Origin of the sequence: Planctomicrobium stercoris (genome assembly GCF_051465655.1) — a bacterium.
Taxonomy (GTDB): Bacteria; Planctomycetota; Planctomycetia; order Planctomycetales; family Planctomycetaceae; genus Planctomicrobium.
The window spans coordinates 1,512,927-1,539,056 of the sequence record NZ_CP195791.1; the positions used below are offsets into that span (position 1 = coordinate 1,512,927).

At 57.9% G+C, this 26,130-nt stretch carries 22 protein-coding genes; 10 read left to right on the forward strand and 12 right to left on the reverse strand.

The window, feature by feature from the left end; translation table 11 throughout:
* Positions 1-23 precede the first annotated feature (23 nt).
* From argB to SH661x_RS06295, 12 genes are all read right to left on the reverse strand, one after another.
* Positions 24-899: an acetylglutamate kinase gene (gene argB, locus SH661x_RS06240; RefSeq protein ID WP_437229085.1), complete on the reverse strand. Its 876-nt coding sequence runs from the start codon at positions 897-899 to the stop codon at positions 24-26.
* A 163-nt stretch (positions 900-1,062) separates the two neighbouring features.
* Positions 1,063-1,683 (reverse strand): hypothetical protein, encoded by a 621-nt coding sequence (locus SH661x_RS06245; protein WP_437229087.1) that lies wholly within the window; start codon positions 1,681-1,683, stop codon positions 1,063-1,065.
* A gap of 45 nt (positions 1,684-1,728) precedes the next feature.
* Positions 1,729-2,694, reverse strand: coding sequence for a hypothetical protein (locus SH661x_RS06250; protein ID WP_437229089.1), 966 nt, complete (start codon positions 2,692-2,694; stop codon positions 1,729-1,731).
* Positions 2,694-3,509, reverse strand: a complete 816-nt coding sequence (locus tag SH661x_RS06255) for a CPBP family intramembrane glutamic endopeptidase (RefSeq protein ID WP_437229091.1) — start codon at positions 3,507-3,509, stop codon at positions 2,694-2,696. Before SH661x_RS06255 ends, SH661x_RS06250 begins: the two co-directional genes overlap by 1 nt.
* Before the next feature lie 18 nt (positions 3,510-3,527).
* Positions 3,528-4,115: a hypothetical protein gene (locus SH661x_RS06260; RefSeq protein ID WP_437229093.1), complete on the reverse strand. Its 588-nt coding sequence runs from the start codon at positions 4,113-4,115 to the stop codon at positions 3,528-3,530.
* Positions 4,116-4,347: 232 nt separating this feature from the next.
* On the reverse strand, positions 4,348-5,841 hold the full coding sequence (locus tag SH661x_RS06265; protein ID WP_437229095.1) for an inverse autotransporter beta domain-containing protein: 1,494 nt from the start codon (positions 5,839-5,841) through the stop codon (positions 4,348-4,350).
* Between the two features lie 137 nt (positions 5,842-5,978).
* On the reverse strand, positions 5,979-7,736 hold the full coding sequence (ptsP, locus tag SH661x_RS06270) for a phosphoenolpyruvate--protein phosphotransferase (protein WP_437229097.1): 1,758 nt from the start codon (positions 7,734-7,736) through the stop codon (positions 5,979-5,981).
* A gap of 278 nt (positions 7,737-8,014) precedes the next feature.
* Positions 8,015-8,317, reverse strand: coding sequence for an HPr family phosphocarrier protein (locus SH661x_RS06275; protein WP_437229099.1), 303 nt, complete (start codon positions 8,315-8,317; stop codon positions 8,015-8,017).
* 82 nt (positions 8,318-8,399) lie between these two features.
* Entirely contained in the window at positions 8,400-8,870 is a 471-nt protein-coding gene (locus tag SH661x_RS06280; RefSeq protein ID WP_437229101.1) for a PTS sugar transporter subunit IIA, read from the reverse strand.
* Between the two features lie 214 nt (positions 8,871-9,084).
* The gene (gene hpf / locus SH661x_RS06285) at positions 9,085-9,438 is read right to left on the reverse strand and encodes a ribosome hibernation-promoting factor, HPF/YfiA family (protein WP_437229103.1); all 354 of its coding nucleotides are present in this window, start codon (positions 9,436-9,438) and stop codon (positions 9,085-9,087) included.
* Positions 9,439-9,607: 169 nt separating this feature from the next.
* Positions 9,608-12,238: an alanine--tRNA ligase gene (gene alaS, locus SH661x_RS06290; protein WP_437229105.1), complete on the reverse strand. Its 2,631-nt coding sequence runs from the start codon at positions 12,236-12,238 to the stop codon at positions 9,608-9,610.
* Positions 12,239-12,498: 260 nt separating this feature from the next.
* A complete protein-coding gene (locus tag SH661x_RS06295; RefSeq protein ID WP_437229107.1) occupies positions 12,499-14,040 on the reverse strand; it encodes a PDZ domain-containing protein in 1,542 nt (513 codons plus the stop codon).
* A gap of 127 nt (positions 14,041-14,167) precedes the next feature.
* Between SH661x_RS06295 and SH661x_RS06300 the strand changes: the two genes are divergently transcribed.
* From SH661x_RS06300 to feoB, 10 genes are all read left to right on the forward strand, one after another.
* The gene (locus SH661x_RS06300) at positions 14,168-15,565 is read left to right on the forward strand and encodes a Gfo/Idh/MocA family protein (RefSeq protein WP_437229109.1); all 1,398 of its coding nucleotides are present in this window, start codon (positions 14,168-14,170) and stop codon (positions 15,563-15,565) included.
* Between the two features lie 200 nt (positions 15,566-15,765).
* A complete protein-coding gene (locus SH661x_RS06305) occupies positions 15,766-16,122 on the forward strand; it encodes a DNA polymerase ligase N-terminal domain-containing protein (RefSeq protein ID WP_437229111.1) in 357 nt (118 codons plus the stop codon).
* A 242-nt stretch (positions 16,123-16,364) separates the two neighbouring features.
* On the forward strand, positions 16,365-18,032 hold the full coding sequence (locus SH661x_RS06310) for a DUF1549 domain-containing protein (protein ID WP_437229113.1): 1,668 nt from the start codon (positions 16,365-16,367) through the stop codon (positions 18,030-18,032).
* 169 nt (positions 18,033-18,201) lie between these two features.
* Positions 18,202-19,473, forward strand: coding sequence for a DUF1501 domain-containing protein (locus SH661x_RS06315; protein WP_437229115.1), 1,272 nt, complete (start codon positions 18,202-18,204; stop codon positions 19,471-19,473).
* A 182-nt stretch (positions 19,474-19,655) separates the two neighbouring features.
* Positions 19,656-20,195, forward strand: coding sequence for a sigma-70 family RNA polymerase sigma factor (locus SH661x_RS06320; RefSeq protein ID WP_437229117.1), 540 nt, complete (start codon positions 19,656-19,658; stop codon positions 20,193-20,195).
* A gap of 45 nt (positions 20,196-20,240) precedes the next feature.
* Positions 20,241-22,382 (forward strand): DUF1553 domain-containing protein, encoded by a 2,142-nt coding sequence (locus SH661x_RS06325; protein WP_437229119.1) that lies wholly within the window; start codon positions 20,241-20,243, stop codon positions 22,380-22,382.
* A 333-nt stretch (positions 22,383-22,715) separates the two neighbouring features.
* A complete protein-coding gene (locus SH661x_RS06330; protein ID WP_437229121.1) occupies positions 22,716-22,916 on the forward strand; it encodes a hypothetical protein in 201 nt (66 codons plus the stop codon).
* A gap of 175 nt (positions 22,917-23,091) precedes the next feature.
* Positions 23,092-23,310 (forward strand): FeoA family protein, encoded by a 219-nt coding sequence (locus SH661x_RS06335; RefSeq protein ID WP_437231174.1) that lies wholly within the window; start codon positions 23,092-23,094, stop codon positions 23,308-23,310.
* A gap of 80 nt (positions 23,311-23,390) precedes the next feature.
* Positions 23,391-23,627: a FeoA family protein gene (locus tag SH661x_RS06340; protein WP_437229123.1), complete on the forward strand. Its 237-nt coding sequence runs from the start codon at positions 23,391-23,393 to the stop codon at positions 23,625-23,627.
* A 291-nt stretch (positions 23,628-23,918) separates the two neighbouring features.
* Positions 23,919-26,099: a ferrous iron transport protein B gene (gene feoB, locus SH661x_RS06345; protein WP_437229125.1), complete on the forward strand. Its 2,181-nt coding sequence runs from the start codon at positions 23,919-23,921 to the stop codon at positions 26,097-26,099.
* The last annotated feature ends 31 nt before the right edge of the window (positions 26,100-26,130 follow it).

Sequence of the window (26,130 nt, forward strand, 5' to 3'; positions counted from 1 at the left end):
TTTACTTCCTAACCCCTAACTCCTCACAACACAATTTCCGTTCCGACTCCCTTGTCGGAATAGATCTCCAGCAGCAGTGAGTGCGGAATCCGGGCATCGATAATGTGAATCTTCTCCACACCCACTTCCAGTGCTTCCAGGGCCGCTTCCACCTTGGGGACCATTCCGGCTGCGATGGTGCCGTCGGCGATGAGTTCCCGGCAGCGGCCCACCGTCATATGCGGAACCAGTGTGGATGGGTCATTCTTGTCGAGGAAAATTCCCGGGACGTCACTTAAGAACACCAGCTTCTCGGCATCCATCAGTTTGGCGATGGCGGCAGCTGCGGTATCCGCGTTGACGTTCAGCGGCTGGCCCTCGTCGTCCAGGGCGATGGACGGGATGACGGGAATGGCCCCTCCCCGGCAGACCGCCTGCAGGACTTCCCGGTTGATGTTCGTGACCGCACCGACACGCCCCAGGTCGATCGGGTTCCCATGCTCATCCGGAAGAGTCAGACGCCGCCCTTGCAGCACGTTCTGAGATCCCAGATGCAGAGAGATGGCCCGGCCTCCCTGAGTGCAGATCTGGTCGACCAGCGACTCGCAGATCTCCTCGGTCAGAACGCGGGTGGCGATTTTCAGCGTTTCGTCATCGGTGTAACGGCGACCCTGCACGAAACGGGGCTCGATCCCCGCTTCGCTCATTCCCCGGCTGATCGCTTTTCCGCCGCCGTGAACCAGAATGGGCCGCATGCCGACCGCTTCCATGAATACGACGTCGGACAGGCACCGGTAGACCGACTCCGGATCGTCCAGAGCACTCCCTCCCAGCTTGATCACCACGTAGCGGTCGCGAAAGCGTCGAATCCATTCCAGGGCTTCGACCAGTACATTGACTTTACTGAGAGCGTCGTCCAATCGAGGTTTCCGTCGGAAAGAGTGTGGCGTTGAAATCCGGGGGTGGAAAACCGTTCATTCTAAGGGGACGGGTGAGAGAGTCAATTCGCCACAAGTTCAAGAAAAAACCGGCAGCCGGCGAGCAGGGGGGGGGGCGAAGGCCCCTTGGTGACTGCATCGGTGTTCAATTGACCCGAATCCATCGGCAGACCAGACAGAGACGGTTTCCGTCCGGCAGCTCGTTGATCACCGTGGTCTGGATTCGGTAATTCCCAGGATTCAGGCCGACAGGAACCGTTTCTCCGCACTTCACCAGCGAGTCCGGTTTTGCCAGCTTCGCCTTCCACGCTTTGCTGTTTCCATGCATCAGAAACAGCATGCCGCTGGGGATCGATTGAGTGATTGTGTGCGGGTGCCAGTCGAGGTGAGTTCGAAGGGCTTCCTGAAGCCACTGCTGCCGGGGATCCCGCTGCTCGCGCCAAGCCCGGGCGAATTGCTTGTCGCTCAAGTCAGATCGAAAGGCATTGTTCCAGGCAGACCATACGACAAGCATGAGTGGTTCATCCGCACTCAGCCGCATCCAGTGTGCTTCATGCACTCCGTCATCTTCACCGATGAAAAGACCTGCGGTCGGTCCCAGCTTCACTAAGACGAAGTTCTCCTCTTGGCTGGCGATCTCGTCATACCGGTCATCAGAACTGTCCCAGTGAGCAAGACCCTCATAGGGAACCGCCAGCAGAAGGCCGTCGGTCCAGTCATTCTCAAAGATCTGGCTGAACCAGAGGAACGCCGGCCGACGGGTCATGATGAGTCACCTCAGGCTGCTCTGGCAATGCGGCTTTGCAAAAGTTTAGCGGGTCTCCCAGTACCGTTTCATGCAGCGGTGAATCGTTGCCAGGGGTCGGTCGTAGATGTCATGAATCGGAATGAGAGCTCCGTCGACCTTGATGGCAATAATGCGTGGTGTCGAAAGAGCCGGGAATGTGTCTCCCGAGATGTGACCGCATTCGATCGATTTCATCTCACCCCATTTCAGCTCGCCAGTCAAACGGCCTTGCACCAGGGCAATTCCTCGGGGGCTGACGATCAGGCTGGCTGAAAGACGATTGGGAATGGCTTTCCCGTAGAAAGAGTTCGTCGACCAGGCTGAGAGCACCAGGCCGATCAGGGCAATCACTCCGGTAATGATCCCGACCGCTGTCCAGGCTTCCAGCGATCGGTCCTGATTCCCTGCGATAATCCAGATGATGGCTACCCCTAAAAACGCTGCAAACATCCCGGTGGCGAGCGATCTGGGAGACTGCATTTCATCGCGGGCACGATACGTGTAGACGAGATCATCGTCGAACATCGAAAGATCGTTCGCCAGCCGTTGCTTGAGTTCCTGAGCGACCTGACGCGACCCGGTGAGCGGGATGCGGTCGATCAAATTCTTGTAAGCGTTTCCGGCCGATTGGCGATTCAGATCCCGGTGATACTGATAGCGGCTGTCTTTGACGATGATGAGCGTTCCCGGATTGTCGGGGACTTTATCAGCAGGCGGTGTCGTCCCTGAAATGGTTAATCCGCAGATCTCGTTATAAAAAATCGATCTCTCCTGAAGTTCGTCCTTGACCGAGTCCGGGCCAAAGACGAGTGTTGACTCAGACGGGCGGGCGAGCCAGAACCAGACTGCGTAGACCAGCGGCAGTGCTGCCGCAATTAAGAAATGCGGTGTTGCTGTAATCAAGTACGCTGCGACCAGGGCAGCGACTGCCACCGTCAGAATGATCGCAAGGGTGGGCGGACGGCGTTCGAGGCGAAGCGTTTCTTCCATTAGAAGTCCGGGTAAAGAACGACAACGAGATTATGTAAGAAATGGGCGATCATCGGGGCGATGAGGCCGCCGCTCCAAAGCCGGAGATACCCCAGCACCAATCCGACTCCAAAGAGGATTGGAATGCTGAGTGGGACGCCGATATGAGCCATCCCGAACATTGCGGACGTCACCAGCACCGTGGCGTGCGACCCCATGAGATTTCGGGTCGGTTTCCAGGCAATGCTGCGGAAGAAAAACTCTTCCACAAGTGCAGGGGCAACGCAGACCATCAGAATCGCTGCCGTCACGGAACCCAGCAGTTCGACATAGTTGTCCGTGACCGGGACGTGGAAGTCATTTTTCAGAACACGGTGATAACCCGAATTGGCAGCTAGCGCCAGTGCGAGTAATGGGAGCAGCAGCGTCCAGGCTTTCAGCGGGGAATGCAATGGTTCGATGGGGACCGGCACGTTCCTCGTCTTTCTCCAGGCAATCAGTGCGGCTCCGATAAAAACGGCAAGTGTCACTCCGCAGGAGATCAATCGGCCCGTCGGTGTTTCCGCAATTTTAGTAGATCTGGTCACTCCATAGAGGGCGGAAATGCCGAGCATTGCCCCGTAGCAATAGCATACCGCGAGCATTCCCCGGTCGACGACGTCGTTCGTATCGATTGCGATACCAGCTGCAGAAGAGGAACTCTCCGCACTCGCCCCGCAGACGGGGCAACGTGATTGCTCAGCATCGAACGGGTTCCGGCAGCGACGGCATGAGCGTGGAACCCGCTCGGCAACGGGTTCCACAGGCGACTCGTCGGCAGGACTTTTCTGTTCCACTGGAGTCGCGACCTCTCCTCAGGAGCCGGTGGCCAATTGTTCGCGACCGTAAGCAGTCGCTGTCTGGATGGCTTTGGCAAGCGCCACAATAATGATGATCTTGATAAAGATGCCGCGTGCCAGAAGTGTGGGATCTGACAGCCCTGTCATCGCCAGACCAGCGAGATACAGGATGAGTGCGAGGACTGTACAGGGGACCGGGTACTTGTAAACGAGGGCACCCAGCACCAGAAAAATCACCCCCATCCCTGCGAAACCAAATCCGGACAGCTGAGTGGACCTGACCGCATCGGCCTTGAGCAATACCACCTGTTCCATATCAAGGACCATTCCTTGATTCTGCAGCTGCCGGATCTCTGCCTCGAACTGACTGTCCACAGCTGATTTGGCAAACAGGGCCAGTAACAGATTCACAGCGATGGTGATCCCGCCGATGGCAAACATTGTGATCCGAGCGGATCGCAGGTGGTCGGTGCGTGCCGCCTGCGCCAGATTCTTCAGACCGTCATCAGGCAGCTGTGAAGAGCCAGCTTGATCTAAAGACTCTGCGGATCGGTCGACATCAGGCGGAAATCGCGGCTGATCCGTGGAGAGAGGCCCGTCCATTCGATCGACTCCTGAGAGGCTGAGACTCTCCGGAGCATAGCCATTATTGGCAAGTTCGCCAAGGAACGTCCGTCCGCAAATCATGCAGCTTGAAGCGGAGTAGACATCAGAGCACGAAGCGTGAGCGAGTGCATTCTTTTGTGGAAGTTAATTTGCTCGGAGTTCCACGCAAACTTGGTGCTGGTCCGCACAGCGGACCCTACGTTCGCGATGATCGTTCACAGCAAGAACGTTAATCCACGCGGTGAATCGGCGTGTCGACCATGCGGCGGCGCATCGGGTCCAGGGCAGGGCGGCCTTGTTTCGGGCCAAATGGGATGCGGGCACGGATGTAGCCGAAGATCTGGCCATCCCGGACGCGGTCATAGCTTGCTTCGACACCGGTTTCGATGCGGGACTGCTGTCCAGCCCAGGGAAGGTCATAAATACGCATTTCAATGCGACCTCGCGGACCTCCAAAGGATGGAAACGTGTCGGACGATTTTCCGAATCCATAACCCCCGAGGAACCAGCGAACTTCGTATTGATCGTTCCAGCCCCAGTTCAGGATTCGCTGGCCGATTTCAATATCGAATCCTGAGTAGGCACGTTCGCGGAAGTCCCGGGTGACGACAGTCCCGTTCGAAATCCCGCTCTGGGTGACCGCTTCCTGTGTCGCTGTCCCGGGAGCGTATCCGTTGATGCGGAAGTCCCAGTTCAGCGAGAGCAGTTCAAAGCCGAGCTGTGCCTGCCCGAAAACGTTTTTCTGATTCGTAGCGATCAGGTCAGCATAGATATAGGTTCCGAAGATCCATTGCGGATCCATATAGGTCCGGTACCCCAGCCCGAAGTAACCATCGCCGGAGTGATGATCGTCGACGCTTCCACGCAGATCGGTGAAGATCATGCTGTCACAGCTTTGCCAGAGCGGGATGAAGAACCCGCCGCCGGTGATCACACGTTCGTTGCCTGCTTTGATCCCCAAGTTTCCAAACGGCAGGAACTCGCCGCAGGGGTCCGTTTCCTGACACATGTCTGGAGGGAACAAGTTGCGATACGCGCATCGGTCCTCCACGCAGTCTTCGCAGGGCCCATAACCCATGTCGTAAGCCATTCCGTCCTCGTAAGACGCATCGCCTTCGTAGAACGGCTCGGAACTCAACACTTGACCAATGGGTTGCTGGTCGGTTGATGCTGACTCCGGTTCAGGGGGAGCTTGAGGAATAGGCTGCAGTGATGTGTCATCGCCAGCAAATGCGACAGGGGGAGTGACAGCGTTGTACTCGTAGTGGCTCGGCTGCAGGTTGGCTGGTTCAGGGAGATCTGGAATCAGAAGCGGCGAGCTGCGATCCGGTTCACGGACCGTCAGCGTATGTTCCGCGGAGGAAGCGGTCCTGCGGATCGTTGTTTCGGCAAGGTCCGGAGGTGCGGCCAGAGGGGTCGCGGGCGGGGCAGCGACAGGTTCTGAAAGTCGGGACGACCGGGCAGGGGGGAGATAGGCAGGCCAGGCTTCCGAAGTTGCGGACGCTTGAATGATGGGGCTGGTTGTCGAAGCAGGCTTGGCGGAAGTACCGGGTGATTTCGCCCAGGCAGGTTCCTCGTAGTTCGCAGTCTGAACGGAGCTCTCGCTCCCTCTGTCCTGCATCAACTCGAGCAGTTCCGGGTAGCGTCGCGGTTTCCCCTGCTCGGCGCAGACCATGGACGCCTGCGCTGCCAGGAGCGCGGTGGAGAACAAGATGGCGGCCATCCAGGGACGCATTGGAATTACCCTCGCAAACTGCGACGAATGATCGCGCAGCTTCTATGGCGAGGGGTCCCCCATGGTCAACAACATTCGCCAACGGGAGCGGCTGCAGGGGCATTCTCAAGCGAAAATTGCCGCCTTCACACGGAATTGAGCTGATGTTCCGGCAGAAAACGCCTCAGCTCGCCCCGCAGATAGGACTCGATATCGCGGGCCAGTTCGAACTGCGAGACCTTGTGTGCGATCTCTTCCGCATCCGCCAGCGACATGTTCCGGATCATTTCCTTGATCATCGGGATGGCCTGTGGAGTGACGCTGAACTGCCGCAGTCCCATGCCAATCAGCAACGGGACGAACTTCGGTTCCGAGCTCATCTGGCCGCAGATGGTGACGGGAATGCCGGCATGTTCCCCGGCTGCGAAGATCCTTCGCAACAGCATGAGGATCGCTGGGTCAGCTGCGTTGTAGTACTTGGAAACCGAAGGGTCGGACCGGTCCGCTGCCAGCGTGTATTGAATCAGGTCGTTCGTCCCGACCGAGAAGAAGTCCGACTCCCGGGCAAATTCTTCTGCCATCAGGGCAGCTGAGGGAACTTCTACCATCATTCCAACGGGCATGTCCCGACGGAAGGGGACCCCTTGTTCTTCGAGGTCTTCCCAGACGTCCCGATACACCATCTTCGCCTGACGGAATTCCGCCAGCGACGAGATGAGTGGAAACATCACACGGACATCCCCTTCATTCGCTGCTCGGAGGATGGCTCGCAGCTGGGTTTTGAACAGGTTCTGGTACTCGAGGCTGACGCGGATGCTGCGGAGCCCGAGTTCCGGATTCGTGATATCGCGGAAGACGTGCTTCATCACACCGGGGATCTTGTCGGCTCCCAGGTCGAGTGTGCGGATGACGACAGGCTGATCAGGGAAGCTCCGGATGACGTTCAGGTAGGCCTGATAATGATCCTCTTCCGAGCGTTCCTTGCTGGTCCCCATGTAGAGGAACTCGGTGCGGTAAAGTCCGATGCCGTCCGCTCCGCGCAGTCGGCAGTGTTCGGCTTCTTCAGGGAATTCGATGTTTCCGCAGACCAGGATCCGCGTGCCGTCCCGGGTTTCAGCCGGTCCTTCGACGCGAGCCTGCAGATGTTCGGTTTTGGTTCGGCTGCGAGCCTGCTTCGCCTTGTACTGGGCAAGGGTCGCTTCGTCGGGGCCGACGATGACGCGGCCTTCTTCGCCATCGACAATCACCAGCTCTCCACCGGACACGTCGGTCAGGAAGTCCCCGACGCCGACGATCGCAGGGATTTCCAGCGCCCCTGCGAGAATCGCTGTGTGACTGGTGCTGCCTCCCACTTCAGTGACGAAGGCCTGCACAAAGTTTCTGTTGAGGTTGGCGGTCTCACTCGGAGTGAGGTTGTGAGCGAGCACCACCACCGGCGCGGTGACGTGCGTTAACTCTTCGCGTTCTTCCCCCAGCAGGTGCCGCAGCAGACTTCGCTCCAGGTCAAAGATGTCCGCAGCCCGTTCGGCGAGGTATTGATTGCCGAGGTTTTGAAGCTCTTTGGCCGAGCGGCGCAGCACCTGTGTTGAGGCGAATTCCGGCGACTGATGCTGATCGCGGATGCGTTCTTCAATTTCTGCGATCAGTTTGGGATCGCGCATAAATTGAAGGTGAGCAGCGAAGATTGCGGCGTATTGTTTGCCCAAATGTTGGGCAGCCAGCGCTTCGTTTGCTGAGATTTCGCTCGCGACTTTGTCGAGCGCAGCGTGAAGGCGACCGATCTCAGACTCGGCTGCTGCGACGCTGACATAATTCTGCGGGACTCGAAAGTCTTCGACCCCCAGCACGAATGCGGGACCGATGGCAATGCCCGGTGAAACCGCAATCCCATGCTTGATGAACATCTATTCTCCTGATAGGCCCGTGCGTATTGTGCGCAGGAACGGCATCTCGTTTCAACACAAGGCCTTCCGGATCGTTTACCGGGTTAAGATGGGGGGCGGCGCTCCAGAAAACCAGCACCTGCGGAAGGTGATGGGGAGGGCGATTCGAAGGGGATTGACTGAGCAAACGCTGAGAAAGGACGGGAGGCAGACCGCTTCTGAGGTGCGAATTCACAGGAGTTTGCCACCGAAGGCCGCTGTTGGCCGATCTCCCGGCCGACAGCGGAGTGACAGTCCTGTCACTCTTTGGGTTCGGTCGTCTGGGAGAGAAATTGTTCGAGTGAGTCCAGAACAGACTCCGCTCCGTCTCCCTCTCCTTCGAGGATCAACTCCGAACCGGGCACCGCCACGAGCTGGATCAGATCAAACATCGAACTGGCGTCCGCACAGCGTTCGCCGCACCGGATGCGGATCTGTCCCTGAAACTGACCGACCAGCGCAACAACCCGCGAGCAGGCTCTGATATGGAGCCCCTGCGCAAGCTGCAACTTGACGGGTCGGCTGATCAACGAATAACCACTTGGGGGAGCGAGTGTAGGCATGAGGTTCCTTTTTAGTCGGCGCAAGAGCGAATTCTGCGCCAAACCAGCCGGGACCCTCTCTGGAAAAACGGATGCGGAACGCTTAGATGTGACTTTCGTCAGCTTCCTGGAGCAGGTCCCAGACTGCCTGAGTCGTGGTGGCCTGTCGGATGAAGCTGCAGAAGTCGTCGTTTTTGAGGTGTCTTGTAATTGTTTCCAGACCTCGCAGGTGATCGCCGGGGCGATCGGGAGGGGAGATCAGCAGAAACAGAATGTAGACGCTTTCACCGTCGAGGCTCTCGAAGTCGAGCCCTTCATGGCAGATCGCCACTGTAGAGATAATGGCGTCTGCGGACGGGTGTTTTGTGTGCGGAACTGCCACGCCACGACCAATTCCGGTCGAGCCCAGCTCTTCTCGCTTCAGGATTGCCGAGATGATCGCTTCTTCATCGGCGGGGCGGATCTTTCCACAGTTTTTCAGGCTGCCCACCATCTGCCGGATGGCGGATTGTTTCGAGTCCGCCTGCAGCTGGGGAAGAATGGCGTCTTTGACTACGAACTCCGTGAGCCGCATGCGAGAGATCCTTTTTCATGTTCATCAGGTTCAATCGCCCAGAAATTCACAGCGAAAAAACCGCAAAATAAATTAGCGAACTGAAGTCGACAGCTGCGGACAGCTATGACAATTTTTTCATGTTCCGGCGAGCGCGTGGCCAGATTCTTTTTCGGGAGGCAAACTTTCAGACAAAAATCTCACAGGGTCTGTAAGCTTTTCAATGTCCGAAGGTTCAGTTTTCTTCTGTTTCCAACCCGTCTCCGACCACCTCGTTGAGCGGTTTGTCCCGACGGTGGTCCTGAACTTTCTCTTTGTATTTTTTGATCTGCTGTTCCATTTTGGTCAGCGTGAGATCGAAACAGGCGTTCACTTCGCTGGCGGCCCCTTCCAGTGATGTCACGAAATCGTGCTTGTGCTCCGCGTCGACGAGGATTTCCACGGTCACTCTGTCGGATTCGTACGAGAAAGTCACGCGAATGGAGGTCACTCGCTCGAAATACGTCAGCAGCTTCTGCGATTTTCGTGTGACGTATTCCTGAAAATCCGGCCCGATCGAACCGTGACGACACGTGATTTCAACCTGCACTCGTACTCTCCTGCTGAGCGACTCGACATGGAAAATCCGCTTCACAGGGCTCAAAAGCAGGAAGCGAATCCCCAAGGGATCGTCGATTCTACTGTTCGCGCTACCTACGTCAATTCCGCACGTCTGTTTCTTAAGCTGAATCAACATACAGCGATAGGTACAAAACGAATTATCCGTTCAAGGCCTGACGGTAGACATCAGACCCGGCTTTGAGGGCAGCGTCGATCTGGCTGGGGTCTTTTCCGCCAGCCTCGGCCATGTCCGGACGTCCGCCGCCTCCACCCCCCACGAGCTTGACCGCCTCCCGCACGCAATCCCCCGCCTTGATCCCTTTTTTGATCAGATCGGGAGTGACCGCTGCCAGCAGGGCGACCTTGCCATCAATGACCGTCGCCAGCAGGACCGCCACCGAACCCCCTTCTTTGCGAAGGTCGTCCGCATACAGCTTCAGGGTCTCACGGTCGACACCGTCAATGCGACAGCTGACGATCTTTGTCCCCTGAACCACTTCAGCTTCACTCAGCAGGCCCAGCACGGAGTCGGCGACCGACGCCTTGGTGAACTGGGCCAGCTGCTGACGTGCCGCCTGCAGTTCCGCCTGGATCTGTTCGACCCGCCGGGGAAGTTCCTGCAGCTGCGGCACCTTCAATGAAGTCGCCACCTGCTTGAGCAGGTTTTCCGTTTCGCGAACGTGCTCCAGCGACTTATGTCCGGTGTAAGCGACGACGCGGCGAACCCCTTTGGCCACTCCTTCTTCCGAGATGATCCGGCACAGGCCGACCTGCCCGGTGTTGGAAAGGTGAGTTCCCCCGCACAGTTCGATGCTGAAATCGCCCATCGTCACCATCCGGACCTGATCCGGATACTTCTCGCCGAAGAGCATCATCGCTCCGCGGTCGCGAGCGGTCTGCTGGTCGGTCACCACCGTGGTGACTGCGGCTCCTTCTGCGATCCGGGCGTTGATCTCGTCTTCGACCTGCGAAATTTCTGCCTGGGTCATCGGACCCTTATGAGAGAAGTCGAACCGCAGGAAGTCATTGTCGACCAGAGAACCGCGTTGCTGGGCGTTGGGTCCCAGCACCATTCGCAGGGCATGGTGGAGCAGGTGAGTTGCCGAGTGTGCGCGTCGGATCCCGGCACGTCGATCGGCTTTCACTTCCGCTTCGACTTCGTCCCCGACCTTCAGGACGCCGCCTGTCAGGTGTCCGATGTGGAGCACCAGATCGCCATCACGCTGGGTGTCGATGACGTTGAAGATGGCCCCTTTGGAGTTCTTTAGAATACCGGTGTCGCCCACCTGGCCACCGGTCTCCCCGTAGAAGGGGGTGCGATCCAGAACGACGGCAATGGGATCGGCTCGTCCGGCGTCTTCCACGCTGTCGATGAGCTGCTTCTCGGCGATGATTCCGATCACTTTCCCCATGCCGGACGTGTTCTCGTATCCGAGGAAAGTCGTTGCTCCTGACGAATTGCGAATGGCGTCCAGCGGGCCGGCAGCCATGACGGCATCGGAGAAGGAGCCGCGTCCGCTGGTTTCGCGATGCTGATCGAGTAGCTCCTGGAACTTCTTCGTGTCGACAGCCAGGTTGTGCCGGGCGGCCATCGCCTCGGTCATTTCGATCAGGAAGCCTTCCTGAGTATGAAGTTCAAAGGCCTCTTCGCCGGTGACCGCTTTCGCCGATCCGGACTTGCAGCGTTCGACAATCCGGTCGAACCGGGCGAGTCCTCGTTCAATGATCCCCAGGAACTGTTGTTCTTCTTCCCGGATGGTGTCTGCTGCGGCGACGACGGACTGCACGACGTCAGGATACGGATGCTTCATGGCATCCACGACAGCAGGAACCAGCTGATACAGAAACGCATCCTGCTTGCCGATCAGATAGCCTTCGAGCAAGGCACGTCGCAGCAGAAGGCGGACAATGTATCCCTGCTTCTCGTTGCTGGGGCCAACCCCTTCATGCACGCACATCGTCACGGCGCGAATGTGGTCGGCGATTCTTCTCAGCGCGCGGCCATGTTCAGCTTTGAAGTCGTATTTGACTCCGACTGCTTCTCCCGCCGCCACGCACAGCGGGCGAATCGTGTCGATCTCGAAGTTGCTTTCGACACCCTGAAGCGTCGAAGCACATCGTTCCAGCCCCATCCCGGTGTCGATGTTTTGTTTGGGGAGCGGCTGGAGATTGTTGGGGGGATTCCCGACGCGGTTGAACTGGGTGAAGACGAGATTCCAGATCTCAACTTCTTTGCCGCCGCTGGGGGGGTGGTAATAGATCTCGCTGCAGGGGCCGCAGACGCCATCGGGGCCGAGGCTGGGCGAGTTGGCGGGCCAGAAGTTTTCCCCTTCATCCTCCCGCTTGATGCGGTTGGGGGGGAGGCCGATTTCCTTTTCCCAGATATTGAACGCTTCATCGTCATCCAGATAGACGGTGACGGTCAGCCGATTCGGGTCCAGGCCGAGCCATTTCTTGGTCGTCAGGAATTCCCAGGCCCAGTGGATCGCTTCCTTCTTGAAGTAATCCCCGAACGAGAAGTTCCCGAGCATCTCGAAGAACGTATGGTGATACGCGGTGACGCCGACATTGCCGATGTCCCCGGTTCGCAGGCATTTCTGGCAGGTCGTGGCTTTTGTGAAGTCCAGCGGCCCGATTCCCAGGAACTGGTTCTTGAACTGATTCATCCCCGCCGGTGTGAACAGCACGGACTTATCCCCGCGCGGGACGAGCACGTCGCTGGGGCGGCGGACGCAGCCCTTGGAGACGAAGAAGTCGAGATACTTTTCGCGAAGCTCATCTGTTTTCATAGGAATCTGAATCTACAGTGTTGTGCGCAGTCCCCGGGGACGCAGCATCCTGAATTTTGTTGTTCTCTTCGTAAAGTGCCAGCGACTCGTGCTTCGCCAAGACTCTAATTCGAGGTGCCACGGCTCTGTGAGCCGTGCGAGTGGAACGTCCGTTTGCTGATGCAGTCTTCAGGCAACTCTTGCCGTTACACCGTTCGGCACTGCTCAGAGAGCAGTGGCACACAACCTCAATTTCAATCTTTGCTTGAACACTGAATCAGTTACTTCACTTCGACTATCACTTCTCGACCATCGGAGAGGGTGATCGGCACTCTCTCCGGCCAATATTTCAATGCATCCTGAAACTCAGATGGTGTTTCTACTGGCTGCTCGCCTACCTTCGCAACGATCTCGCCCGCTTTCAGTCCGGCAATCGCTGCGGGAGTTGCCGGCCGCACCTCCCGGATGAGCACCCCTCGTGGCAGTTCGAGGGGACTCTCTGTTCCCGCGGTCTGAGGATGCGGCGCGGGAAAATCGATCCGCATTCCTCTCCAGTCGCGATCCGGATTGGCAGTCGCAAGTCCTTTGAAGCCCATGGGAACAGGCCATTTTCCGAGTCGGACTTTCAGGTTCTCCCGTGTTTTTGTTCCGGGGTGATCAACCTGCAGGTCGACCACCGATCCGGGGGCGAAGGCGGAGATAGCGAAGACCGCTTCGCCCGCAGTGGCCACCTCTTTTCCGTTCACCTGAAGGATCAGATCATTCTTCTTGAGTCCGGCGCGCTCCGCTGGAGAACCTGTTATGACATCCGTGACGACCACTGTGCTGTGGCGGTTCTTCTGACCTGTGAGATCGGCAGATTCTGCCCCCGCAGACTTCGTCTCCAGCTGGACATGCAGGTCGCCATACTCGATCTCTTTCCCCTCCAGCAGCTGGGAAATCGTGTTGCGAATTTCGGGAGTGCAGGGAATGGCAGCCAGTCCCGTTCGAGGTGTTCGCCGCGCCGGACCGGAAGCGGACCCGATCCCAAGGAGCTGGCCTTTCAAGTTCACGATCGCACTTCCGCTCGCGGCGGCGCTTGAGCGAGCATCAATCTGCATCCAGGGATGGAGCGACGAGATCGCCCCAGTTGAAGCTGGAACTGCTGAGCCACCGCTGTTGGTGAGATTGCTGATGATCCCCAGGGAGACACTTCCGCTCCCGGTGCGGACAACTTCCCAGGGATCGCCGAACACCAGAGCCAGCATTCCTTTTTCAAAGTGATCATCTGCCGGGAGTGGGATCGGTTGAATGGAACGTCGCGTCGCGTCGCTGGGTAGATCCACACGCAGCACCGCCAGTCCGCTGCGAGGGTCGAGAGCGTGGATCGACGCGGAGAATGTCCGGGAAGAATGCAGCCGGACCGCAATTTTCACATCGGGTTGAACGACTCCGTGACGTATCGCGAGATCCAATAATTCTGCCGTGGTCAGAATCAATGCGGATTGCGTTTCGGAATCGACCTGCAACATGACCCCGCTTCCGAGTCGGGCAGGGAGCGGAGCCGTAGGATTTCCTTGCGAGACCCCTTCAAAGAGATCGAGCTCGGGGGGAAATGGGAATTCATCGGTCGACAGAAACAGGCCGATCGCTGCGATTCCCGGCTCGACGGCACGTGTGACGCGGATGAGCGCTTTCTGGAGTTCGACGACTCCATCCGGCTCCGCGATTCCCTGTGCGCAGCAGATCGATCCGAAACCACAGCTGACTGTGAGTGCCGTCAGCAGGAGGACCACAATCGTTGTGATCGCGGGACGATTCAGGCAAGTCGGGGCGGTTTGCATAGGAGGCTGTCGCGCTGGGTGGTTTTGCATCAACAGTCACCTCTGCGATACACTCCCGGTTCAGAGGAGAGTTTACCGCATCAAAAACCGATGTTCCATCACTGGTGGTTCATCCAGGAGCTGCAGCATGTCCCCACTGAATTCCCGCCGTGATTTCCTCAAGGTTTCCACGTTTGCAGCAGCCGGGGCGGTGATGCCGTACTGGTACCAGACGAAACGCTCTCTGGCAGAGATTGCCGCCCGCAGTCCGAACGAGCGCGTGACCATTGGCTGCATCGGGACCGGGGACCGCTGGCGGCAGGATCCGTATTCGAACATGAAGAACTATGGCGATGTCGTCGCGCTGTGCGATGTCGACCAGAAGCACCTGAACTCGGCTCGCGGCAAAGTGGAGGAGGATCAGCGGAATTCCGGAAAGGTCCCGCAGATCGAACTGGCGGAAGATTACCGGAAGATTCTCGACCGGAAAGAGATCGACACCATCGTGATTGTCACTCCGGACCACTGGCACTCCAAGATCGCCATTGAAGCGATGCAGGCTGGGAAGGACGTCTACTGCGAAAAACCGCTGACCCTGACGATTCATGAAGGGAAGCAGATCATCAAGGTCCTCGAGGAGACCAAGGCGGTCTTTCAAGTGGGGACCCAGCAGCGGACCGAAATGGGCAAGCGTTTCCTGCAGGCCATTGCCCTGATCCGGGATGGTCGCATCGGGGACATTAAGAAGGTGACATGTGACATCGGTGGGTCCAGCGACAGCGGTCCGATTCCTGTGGCAGCTGTCCCGGACGGTTTGAACTGGGAGATGTGGCTGGGGCAGGCTCCGCTGGTCGACTTCCGCTTCAAGGAAACCGGCAGCACGTACGGGGCCAGCCGTTGCCACTACGAGTTCCGGTGGTGGTACGAATATTCCGGCGGGAAAATGACGGACTGGGGCGCCCATCACGTCGATATCGCCCAATGGGCCATCGAGCAGAACGGCCCCGGCCAGGGACCGGTAAGCGTGGAACCAGTCTCCTCGAAGCATCCCGTTCCCTTCGAAAACGGCATGCCGACGCTCGACGACCGTTACAACGCTGCCACGAACTTCGACGTGAAGGTGATGTTCGGAAACGGCGTGGAAATGCACATTGTCAGCGAGTCACCGGACAACAACGGGATTCTGTTCGAAGGAACGAAAGGGCGCTTCCATGTGTCGCGGGGCGGCATGAAGGGGGCCCCTGTGGAGGAGCTCAATACGAATCCGCTGCCGGAGGGGGCTCTGGAGAAGGTCTATGGCGGGCCAATTCCTTCCAATCATCAGGAAAACTTCGTCAATTGCATCAAGACTCGCGAACGGCCAATCTCCGATGTCTGGTCTCATCATAAGGCGATGACCACCTGTCATCTGGCCAACATCGCCATCCGCCTGAACGAGAATCTCGCCTGGGATGCGAAGAAGGAAGAGGTCACCAACAATCCACTGGCCCAGTCAATGCAGCGGCGGGAACAGCGGAAAGGCTACGAAATCAACGTCGAGGTCTGAGAATCATCCTGAGACTCGGTGGATTTTCGGCAAGAGGCCCGTTCCATGACCGGGCCTCTTCTTGTCCTTTGGTCTCTCATTCTCAACTGGCAGGTGGGGCAGACATTTTGTCGGCCCGGATTGGAACCATCGAAATCATTGCGAACAGGCAGAAATGCCTGTTCCACCTGTCAGGATGGCGCTGAACCTTTGTTTTTCGTATGCCCCGATATGTCATCCTCACCCACGACTGGCCGTTCCTGCATTGGGATCTGATGCTGGAGACGGGGGAGACGCTGCGCAGCTGGCGGCTTCTGTCACCCCCCATTTCCGGCGGCCGGGTGGAAGCGGAATCGATCCCGGATCATCGGGCGGACTATCTTGACTATGAAGGCCCGGTTTCTGGCGGTCGCGGGGCCGTAAGTCGTTGGGATGAAGGGGAATGCGAAATTGTAGTCGACGCGTCCGCGCGCTTGACGATTCGACTCTCCGGCCGAAAAATTCAGGGAGCCCTCAGGGAATGCAGGGAGGGGGACAAAATGTGGTTCGACGTTCTCCCGCCTGGCGAAGGTTTTTGATTCTGGTTCGGCTGCAAGGGCTGTGAGGGTAATGCTTTAGGGGGTCGTTGTTCGGTTTTGGTTGTGTTCCGGTCGGAGCGGGAGTCATTCCGGAAACTGGTGAATTGAACAATGTCTCCCGATTTCGGACGAACTGTTTGAAGAGAGTTGCGGTATTCTAGAAGTCTGGATCGCCTGTGAAGCGGAAGTTCCCGTCTGACAGGCTTTTGAGGAACAGATGAATGTTCGGAGCGAGTAACCGGATGGCGAAGCGACGCGAATCGAAGTGGACACTCACGGGTTGCCTGACCTTGGCGGGGTTAGTTCTGACCGCTGCCCCGGTGTGGGCTGCCGGTCCGCCGAAGGTGGAAGACTTCAGTACCGGAATCTCGGACCGCGTCGTTGTTGTCGTGGATAACCTGATCACTCAGGGATGGGTTGATAACGAAGCGACTCCCAGCTCGATCGCGGATGACGCGGAATGGATTCGCCGTGTCTATCTGGACATCGTTGGCCACATTCCCCCCGCCGATCAGGTCGAAGCGTTTCTTGCCAACACCGCACCCGATAAGCGGGCGAAGCTGATCGATGAACTGCTCGAGCATCCGGATTACGTCCGGAATTTCACGGAGATCTGGACCAACATTCTGATCGGGCGAAACACTCCCGACCGCACCAGCCGGGTCGGAATGCGGAAGTTCCTGCGCGAGGCGTTTGCTCGAAACCGCCCCTGGAACGACGTCGTTTACGACCTTGTGACCGCTGAAGGGCACTTCGAAGAAAACGGGGCTGTGAATTTCATTCTCGCGCAGCTGGAAGGAAATCCCGGGAGCGAAGAGTATCACGTCGAAGCGACGGCCAACCTGACCCGCATCTTCCTCGGGCAGCAGGTGCAGTGCACGCAGTGTCATAATCACCCGTTCAATGAATGGAAGCAGAATCAGTTCTGGGAGTTCAACAGCTTCCTCCGTCAGACTCGCCGGATCGACCACGAGAAGTACAACCCCAAAACCGGGGACATGGACGACGACTATTCGGAACTCGCGTATCGGGACTTTGGCGGGCCGGTCTATTTCGAAAATCGTGCCGGCCTGATGCAGGTGGCGTATCCCACGTATCGCGGGACGGAAGTCGATCACAATGCCCCTGACCGTCGCCAGGAACTCGGACGGCTGATGTGCAAGGAAGATTCCTCGCATCAGGTGGCCCGGGCGATGGTCAACCGGATGTGGGGGCACTACATGGGATACGGGTTCACGCGGCCTGTGGACGACATGGGACCGCATAATCCCGAGAGCCATCCTGAAGTGGTCGACAAACTGACCGAGGAATTTGTTGCCCGCAACTACGACCTGAAGCAGCTGTCCCGCTGGATCTGCAATACCAAGGCTTACAACCTCACCAGCCAGTTCAATCCCAAGAATGAATTCGACAATCCTTCTGCCGGGGAAGTGCCGCTCTTCAGTCACATGTACGTGAAGACCATGCAGGCCGAACAGCTATACGATTCCTTACTGATCGCCACCAACGCCGATCGGGCCGGGGGAAGCGGATTCGAAGCTGCTGAAGAGCAGCGGGAACGATGGCTGGGCGAATTTCTGCGGATCTTCGGCGGAAATGAAGATGACGAACCGACGTTGTTCAGCGGCAGCATTCCGCAGGCACTGCTGATGATGAACGGGCCGCTCGTGCAGAAGGCGATCAGTGCCGAGAAGGGAAGTTATGTCCATGCCGTCCTGTCCGACCCGCGGCATCGCAACGACGCCTCCCGGATGGAGGCCCTGTTCGTCGCATCGCTGGGCCGGTCTCCGACCCGCTCGGAAATCAGTCAGCTGCAGAAGATGATGAAAGCCCAGCGAGATCCGTTGACGGCCTATCAGGACCTGTACTGGGCGTTGCTCAACTCGAACGAATTTATCGTGAATCACTAGAGCATTTTGCTCTCCCGTCCGCAGGCGACTCAGGCGTTGTTACTCATGAATGTCCCTATGATCGCCTGCGGAATATCGACACCGATTCGAAATCATTCAATGCCTTGACCAATCACACCTAAGACATTCACAGAGATCTCCTTAAGGTTTCCAAGAAAGTGGCTCTCCAATGATCAATTCCTTCTCCAACAGCATGTCCCGCCGACACTTCCTGAGCCACATGGCCCTGGGGAGTGCCACCGCCATGGGAGCGACTCACTTCCTTTCGCACCTGCAGGCCAATGCCGCTGAGGTGAAAGGAAATCAGAAGGCGTGCATCCTGATCTGGCTGGGCGGGGGAGCTCCTACAATTGATATGTGGGACCTCAAGCCGAATTCCAAGAACGGCGGTGAGTTCAAGCCGGTCAGCACCAAGGGGGACCTGCAGATTTCCGAGCACCTGCCGGAGATTGCAAAGGTGATGGACAAACTCTCCGTGGTTCGGTCTATGAGCACCCGGGAAGCCGACCATATGCGCGGCACGTACTACATGCACAGCGCCTGGGTTCCTAATCCGACCGTGGTCCACCCGACATTCGGCTCGGTTGTCAGCTATGAACTGGGGACGAAGCGGAAAGAGCTGGAGATCCCGGCGTTCGTCTCCATCGGCGGCGGCAGCATGAGCCCCGGTTTTCTGGGGATGTCGCATGCTCCTTTCGTCGTTGACCGCCAGGGACGGATCCAGAACGCGAACATGGATACGATGGACGCCCAGCGTTTGAACAATCGCCTGTCGATGCTCGGTGCCATCGAGAGTAACTTCATCAAGTCCGGCCGGGGCGACGCTGGTCAGGCTCACAAGGAAGTCTACGAAAAGGCGGTCAACCTGATGACGTCGGCCCAGATGAAGGCCTTCGACATCAAGGATGAATCGCCCGAGACCAAGCAGCTGTACGGGAACCACGACTTTGGGAATTCCCTGTTGATGGCCCGTCGGCTGGTGGAAGTCGGAGTGCCGTTCATCGAAGTGCAGTTCCCGGGCGGCTGGGATCTTCACAACGACGTGTTTGACACCCTCAAGAACACGAACCTGCCTCGTCTGGATACGGGAATCGCCGGACTGACGCGTGACCTGGATCAGCGCGGCATGCTCAACGACGTCACGATCGTCTGCATGGGTGAGTTCGGACGAACGCCCCGTATCAACCAGAATGTCGGTCGGGATCACTGGGCCACCAGCTGGTCGTTGCTCGTCGGTGGAGGCGGACTCAAGGGGGGGCAGGCCATCGGTGCGACGGACGAAGACGGAATTCGCATTGTCAGCGAAAGCTATCTCCCGGGAGATGTCTGGGCGACCGTCGCCCATGCTCTGCGGATTCCGCTGAACACCGTGCATACGTCCAAGAATGGTCGTCCGATCGCCCTCGCTGGCGGCGGACAGCCGATCAAGGGGCTGATTTAGTATCGAAGGTTCAACACGCGATTTGATGCGTTCTCATCTGGCGGGTAGGTGGGCGTCAGCCTTCCGATTCCGGACTTTCGTCGGGAGACTCACCTCTCCTGCTCGCCGGAAATTTTTCATGGTGACTAATCTTGTGACTTCTGTTTTCCTCGCTCTCCCCGATGCAGCGTTAAAGCACTTCCGTGACGAATTCATCGGAACAACTTGCCAAGAAAATCCCGAGTGATGAGTTCGTTCAACTCTTCACCCGTGCTCAGCGGCCGTTGTATCTGTTCATTCTCGCCCAGACCGGGAACGTTCAAAGTGCGGAAGAGATCCTGCAGGAGACGAATCTCGTGATCTGGGCGAAGCTCGATCAGTTTCAACCGAATACGAGTTTCTCCGGCTGGACCCGGCAGATCGCCACTTACGAGATCCTCAAACACCGGCAGCGGTACCGACGCGACAAACTGAAATTCTCCGACGAATTCCTCACGGCAGTCGCTGGGGATTCGACACTGCAGTCGCCCGAACTGGAACGTCGTCGCGAAGCACTCGGGCAGTGCCTGGAGAAGCTCGAGCCGCGTGACCGGGAGTTGATTCAGCAGCGATATCAACCCGGAAATAACGGAAAAGAACTTGCCAGAAAACGGGGCCGTCCCATCAATTCCGTGTATCAGTCTCTGGGACGAATCCGGCGCACGCTGCTGGATTGCATTCATCGTCGACTGGCAGCCGAGTAAACAGTTTCATCTTCATCCGGCCCGGGAATCGGGCACCTCGAATTCATGAACATTTCCAGCAAACGTGAACTGCTCGAACTGACAGAGGCACTCTGCGAAGAGACCGCTTCCGCAGCCGACGTCGCACGGCTGGAACAACTCGTCCTCTCCTCACCCGAGCTTCGACAGCTGTATGTCGAAGCGATGTCGCTGCACGGGATGCTGCATTGGGATGCTGCCGGTTCCGGAGCGGAACTGGAGTCGGGATCCGCAATCACAGCTGCCGTCAAAGTGCCGAAGGAGTTTGTGTCGGGCCGACGAGAAGGGGCGCGCACTCCGCGTCGTTTTCGTCGACTCCGCGAGATCGCGGCGGGTCTGGCAGTGCTGGTGCTTCTGAAAGTGGGCTTTGCCCTGTTCGATTCACAGAAGCCGGAAGTCGCGCAGGGGCCGGTCGCTCCTCAGGCTCCCGAGATTGTTCAAGAGAATGCCGGCACGCCGGAAGATGTTCGATCCGTCCCGGATGTGCGTTTGTCGGTGAAGTCGGCTCCGGTCATGAAACCGGAAGACGCCAGCTCCCCGGTCGAAGAGTCCGTGACAGCCACGAACCCGGCAGCTCGATTGTCGGAATACAAGTTGACCAGCGATGCAGAAATGGTCAGCCGGATCAACGAACGTCTGCTCGCGAAATGGGAAGAGGCCCGCGTTGTCCCCGCCCCGGTGTCGGATGATGCGGAATGGGTCCGCCGAGCCTATCTGGATCTGGCAGGCCGTATCCCCACCGGAGCGGAAGCTGAAGCTTTCTTTCAGAATTCCGATCGCTCCAAACGTCAGGATCTGGTCGATTCCCTTCTGAACAGTCGGGAGTTCGCAAGGAATCTGGCGACCGTCTGGACGAATCTGCTGGTTGGCCGTTCCCCGGAAATGAAGATCGACCGTGACCGGCTGCTCGGCTGGCTCGAAGACGAATTTGCTTCGGATCGCCCGTGGCGCGAGACGGTGACCGATCTGGTCGCAGCCCGCGGAACCTCGCAGGAGAGTGGACCTGCCAACTTCCTGCTCGCCCATCTGAATAATGAAGCTGTCCCCGCGACCGCGATCACCTCCCGCATTTTCCTCTGCGAACAGCTGCAGTGCACGCAATGCCATCAGCATCCGCTGGTGAAGAGCTGGGGACAGGAACGTTTCTGGGAACTGAATGCTTTCTTTCAGCAGGCACGCATTCGCGACACCCGTGTCGTCGACGCTGCTTCCGGGAAGAAGCGTGACGTTCCCGAACTGGTTGATGCAGAAGAATTCGGACCGACCTATTACGAGACCCTGCGCGGGGTGATGCGAGTCGCGTACCCGAAGTTTGCCGGCGTTGAAATCTCGACGGAAGCAGAGAACCCGCAGTTGCCGTTACGTGAACAGCTGGCCGGATTGCTCTTCGCCGATGCCCATCCACAGCCGGCACGCGCCTTTGTGAATCGCACCTGGGCGTTTCTGATGGGGCAGGGGTTCACCACCCCGGTCGACGACATGGGGCCGCACACTCCCGTCAGCCATCCTGAACTGCTGGAAGATCTGACAGCGGCCTTCGTGCAGAGCGGCTACGATGTCGATCGACTGGTTCGGTGGATCTGTCTTTCGGACGCCTATCAACTGGCAAGTCGGGCTGACTCATCGCAGGGTGTTCCTGGTGAGGAGTCTGGCGAGTTACCGCTGTTTTCGCAGATGGCAATCAAACCGCTCTCGGCGGAACAGCTTTTCGATTCGTTGCGAATTGCCTCAGGAGTTTCACCGCAGGTGTTGATGAGCAGGTCGACGCAACAGCAGCGTGAGACTTGGCTGCGGCAGTTCTACGCGGCTGTCGATACCGAAGAGAACGGGGAGTCGAGTACATTTGACGGCTCTCTTCCGCGGGCACTGATGATGATGAACGGCGATCTCGTGCAGCAGGCGACGAGCCCGCGCGAGAGCCGGATTCTGGAGGAAATCACCACTCCACATGGCATCTCTGAAGCGGACCGAATCCGCCAGCTCTCGCTCGCAGCTCTCTCCCGGTACCCTACGAATGATGAACTGACCCAGCTGCGAGACTTGCTGCGTCGCACGATCCGCCAGCGGGTGAGCGAAGAAAATCTCTCCCCCCAACTGGCGCTGGCAGAAGGGCTCAAGGACGTCTACTGGGCCTATCTCAATTCGAGCGAGTTCGTGGTCAACCACTGACTTTCTGATGACATCGACGTTGCGATGCTCCTGCTGGTAGAGTGGTCGAGAATCGGCAAATGAAACGATATGCGTTTCAGAAAACTTCCGAGTACCTGCGCTGCTCGAGCAGCAGCTGCGATACCTAGCATGACACGCCGCGAGAGCCATTCCGACATCGATTCCTGCGCGGGACGCAGTGTCGCGACTGTATTGACATACGGTGTCCTCTTTTTGAGAGGAAGCGGCATCGGGTGGGTGTTTTGCTGTGTGCTGATGATTGGCGTCGAAGTTTTGATGGCTCTCTCGTCTCGTCCTCAGATTGGCAATCCTTTGGCAGGGCTCGAACGTGTGATGTGGCAAGTGTTGGTGGGACTGCCCATCGGAATGACGCTGGCGGGGGTGATTGAATGCCTGCAGCCTCAGCGAAGAATCAAAGACTGGAGTCAGCTGCTGAAAGTGGTTCTTCCTTTGATTGGAGTGATAAGCTGGTGCTTCTGGGGGATCATTGTGATGAATGTCGTGTTAGAAAATCTCTTTGCAAGATCCGTTTGAATGGCGATACAGCGAGTCTGATAAGATTGTGCCGCTGCCTCGATTCGATGCTGAAGTGGCACTCTAGCGCTGGCGAAAATTCTCCGCCCCGAGTGGTTCCCATCTCTCCCGCTGCGGACTACAATCGATCGAATTGAGACTGAGTGTCAACTTGTGGTGCCGCGTGTCCGAAATCGTGCCTGTCGAAGCTCTCCGGGAAAATCAATGCGGGCGAGTTGTCGAGATCGTCGGGCCGACGGACTGGCAGCATCGCCTGGAAGAACTCGGTCTACGTGAAGGAAAATCGGTCCGACTCATCAAACAGGGGGAACCCTGTATCCTCGCCATTCAAGACCAACGACTCAGCCTCCGCTGTGAACCGGGAACTATGGTTTTGGTGGAGGTTAGTGGATAGGAGTTAGGAAATAGGAATTAGGAAAATACCTATCTACTAACTCCTACCCACTACCCACTAACCCAAACAGAACGCACGATATGCCCACATTGGCTGATCTGAAGACCATAGGAGCTTCCGCGACGATTGAAGAAATCGAAGGAGAGGACGGGATCGCGATGCGGCTGATGGAAATGGGACTGACCGATGGGGAAGAGATTTCCGTCATCGGCTTCGCTCCGCTGGGAGACCCGATCGAATTTTCCATCCGCGGCTACCGGATCTCACTCCGCAGCACCGAAGCCCGCCGAGTCCGGATCACCGAAGTCAATCGATAGAATCTTCGCGAGAAGCAGTTTACCACGGAGTTTACCACGGAGACACGGTGCCACGGAGGAATCAAGTCGGTGCCAGGAGCTGACAATCCATCTGCGGATGATTCCCCCAACTGGTCATTTAAAAGCCGCCCATTCATGAATTGTCGTTTCAGCTGAAATTTCTTCTCCGTGTCTCTGTGCCTCCGTGGTGAATGATCCCGGATGGCACGAGCAGGGTCCTCATTCAATTCTGCCAGTCATCCCCTCCGCATGTCCGCATCTGCTCCTTCCTCTGTTGCTGAAACTTCCGCTGTGCTCACAGTGGCCCTGATCGGAAATCCGAATACCGGGAAGAGCACGCTCTTTAACGCCCTCACCGGCGGCAAGGCGAGGATCGGAAACTTCCCCGGTGTGACGGTCGAAAAGAAAGTCGGTCGCTTCGAGCACGCTGGCCGGCAGGTGCGGCTGGTTGACCTTCCCGGGACCTACAGCCTGTCACCCCGTTCTGCGGACGAGATGGTTTCCGTGGATGTCCTGCTGGGACGGCAGAAAGAAATCGGCCGGCCGGATGCTGTCGTCTGCATCACGGATGCCTCGAATCTGGAGCGGAATCTCTATCTCTTCAGTCAGATCCGCGACCTGCAGATTCCGGTCCTGCTGGTGCTGAACATGTGGGACGTCGCCCAGCAGTCGGGAGTGAAGATCGATGTGCAGCAGCTGCGGGAGCGGCTGGGGGTGAACATCATCACCACGTCCGCACATCGCCGTGAAGGGATCGATGCACTGCGTGCTGCCGTTGTGGAGACCGCCACTCATCAGGCGAACGTCGTGCGGCTCTTCCCTGCCGACTTTTACGCGGAAGTCGAAAAGCTCGGCGATTGGCTCAAGCAACACGGCGTCGAAGAGACTCCGGAATTCCTCCGGGAACGCGTGCTGCTGGATGTCCATGGCGAAGCGGAACATCGTGCAGCCATGCGTTTGGGAGATGGTTTTCCGGAGATGCTGGCGGCAGCCCGAACGCGACTGGCACAAGCCGGCTGCAAGGTGCCGCTGGTGGAGACGAAGGTTCGTTACGACTGGATCCGTCGACAGCTCAGTGGTGTCGTGGAACGGACGCAATCGGCAGCTGCCGAGACTGCCAGCGATCGCATTGATCGCTGGCTGACGCATCGCTTCACAGGCCTGCTGATTTTCATCGCACTGATGTTCGTCATCTTTCAGTCGATCTATACCTGGGCTGGTCCCGCCATGGATCTGGTGGAAGCGGGGCAGGGGGCGATTTCAGACTGGATCATGAGCATTCTTCCGCCGGGGACGTTGCGAAGCCTGCTGGTCGATGGCATCGTCGCGGGGGTGGGATCGGTCATCATCTTCCTGCCGCAGATCGTATTGCTCTTTACGTTCGTCGCGATTCTCGAAGACTGCGGATACATGGCCCGCGCTGCGTTTCTGATGGATAAGCTGATGACGAAAGTCGGTCTCAGCGGGAAGTCATTTCTGCCGCTGATGTCGTCATTCGCGTGTGCGATTCCCGGTGTGATGGCGACGCGGGTGATTGAGAATCGCAAGGACCGCATGGTGACGATGCTCGTTGCACCGCTGATGAGCTGTTCGGCTCGCTTACCGGTCTATGTGCTGATGGTGGCGGCCTTCATTCCGGCAACGACGTGGGCAGGGGGATTGATCGGGCTGCAGGGGATGGTGCTGTTTCTGATGCAGGCGCTGGGGGCGCTCGTCGCGATTCCCGTGGCGTGGATCCTCAAGAAAACCTTCTTCAAAGGAGAGACGCCGCCGTTTGTGATGGAACTCCCCGCTTACAAGTGGCCCAGCGTGCGAATGGTCTTCGACCGCGTTTATGAACGCGCGAAGGCATTCGTGACCGAAGCAGGGACATTGATTTTCGCAGTCAGCATCCTGATCTGGGCGGCAGGATATTTCCCCGGAGACCACACCGAGCAACAGAAGGTGCAGGCGGAGATTGAACGGGTCTCAGCGACTCTCGCTGATGAGGAGTCGTCTCCAGAACTGGACGCATTGCACGAGCGGGAACAGGAGATCAGCAGCCAGCTTGTTCGCGACAGTTATCTGGGGCGATTCGGACGAGCGGTCGAGCCTGTCTTTCTTCCCCTGGGCTGGGACTGGCGGATCGGTGTGGGAGCGATTGCTTCTTTCCCGGCGAGAGAAGTGATCATCGCCACGATGGGAACGATCTTCAGCCTCGGGGGAGATGTCAGTGAAGATGACAGCACGCTGCAGGCGACGCTGCAATCCGCGACCTGGCCGAACGGCGAACCGCTCTTCACGATCCCGGTGGCGTTGTCGATCATGGTCTTCTTCGCACTTTGCGCACAGTGCGGGGCGACGCTCATGGTGATTCGCCGTGAGACCAACACCTGGCGCTGGCCCGCCTTCACCTTCGCCTACATGACCTTACTGGCATATGTCGCTGCCCTGGCGACGTACCAGATCGGGACTGCGGTGATGGGGGGGTGACGGGGAAAAGGGGACAGAGAAGAGGGGGCAG

What these genes read in the sequence shown, in the direction of transcription:
- SH661x_RS06245 (WP_437229087.1), bottom strand. Translation starts at nt 1,683, where the DNA reads ATGACCCGTCGGCCGGCGTTCCTCTGGTTCAGCCAGATCTTTGAGAAT.
- SH661x_RS06250 (WP_437229089.1), bottom strand. Translation starts at nt 2,694, where the DNA reads ATGGAAGAAACGCTTCGCCTCGAACGCCGTCCGCCCACCCTTGCGATC.
- SH661x_RS06260 (WP_437229093.1), bottom strand. Translation starts at nt 4,115, where the DNA reads ATGGACGGGCCTCTCTCCACGGATCAGCCGCGATTTCCGCCTGATGTC.
- SH661x_RS06265 (WP_437229095.1), bottom strand. Translation starts at nt 5,841, where the DNA reads ATGGCCGCCATCTTGTTCTCCACCGCGCTCCTGGCAGCGCAGGCGTCC.
- ptsP (WP_437229097.1), bottom strand. Translation starts at nt 7,736, where the DNA reads ATGTTCATCAAGCATGGGATTGCGGTTTCACCGGGCATTGCCATCGGT.
- SH661x_RS06275 (WP_437229099.1), bottom strand. Translation starts at nt 8,317, where the DNA reads ATGCCTACACTCGCTCCCCCAAGTGGTTATTCGTTGATCAGCCGACCC.
- SH661x_RS06280 (WP_437229101.1), bottom strand. Translation starts at nt 8,870, where the DNA reads ATGCGGCTCACGGAGTTCGTAGTCAAAGACGCCATTCTTCCCCAGCTG.
- alaS (WP_437229105.1), bottom strand. Translation starts at nt 12,238, where the DNA reads ATGAAAACAGATGAGCTTCGCGAAAAGTATCTCGACTTCTTCGTCTCC.
- SH661x_RS06295 (WP_437229107.1), bottom strand. Translation starts at nt 14,040, where the DNA reads ATGCAAACCGCCCCGACTTGCCTGAATCGTCCCGCGATCACAACGATT.
- SH661x_RS06300 (WP_437229109.1), top strand. Translation starts at nt 14,168, where the DNA reads ATGTCCCCACTGAATTCCCGCCGTGATTTCCTCAAGGTTTCCACGTTT.
- SH661x_RS06305 (WP_437229111.1), top strand. Translation starts at nt 15,766, where the DNA reads ATGCCCCGATATGTCATCCTCACCCACGACTGGCCGTTCCTGCATTGG.
- SH661x_RS06310 (WP_437229113.1), top strand. Translation starts at nt 16,365, where the DNA reads ATGGCGAAGCGACGCGAATCGAAGTGGACACTCACGGGTTGCCTGACC.
- SH661x_RS06315 (WP_437229115.1), top strand. Translation starts at nt 18,202, where the DNA reads ATGATCAATTCCTTCTCCAACAGCATGTCCCGCCGACACTTCCTGAGC.
- SH661x_RS06325 (WP_437229119.1), top strand. Translation starts at nt 20,241, where the DNA reads ATGAACATTTCCAGCAAACGTGAACTGCTCGAACTGACAGAGGCACTC.
- SH661x_RS06330 (WP_437229121.1), top strand. Translation starts at nt 22,716, where the DNA reads ATGTGGCAAGTGTTGGTGGGACTGCCCATCGGAATGACGCTGGCGGGG.
- SH661x_RS06340 (WP_437229123.1), top strand. Translation starts at nt 23,391, where the DNA reads ATGCCCACATTGGCTGATCTGAAGACCATAGGAGCTTCCGCGACGATT.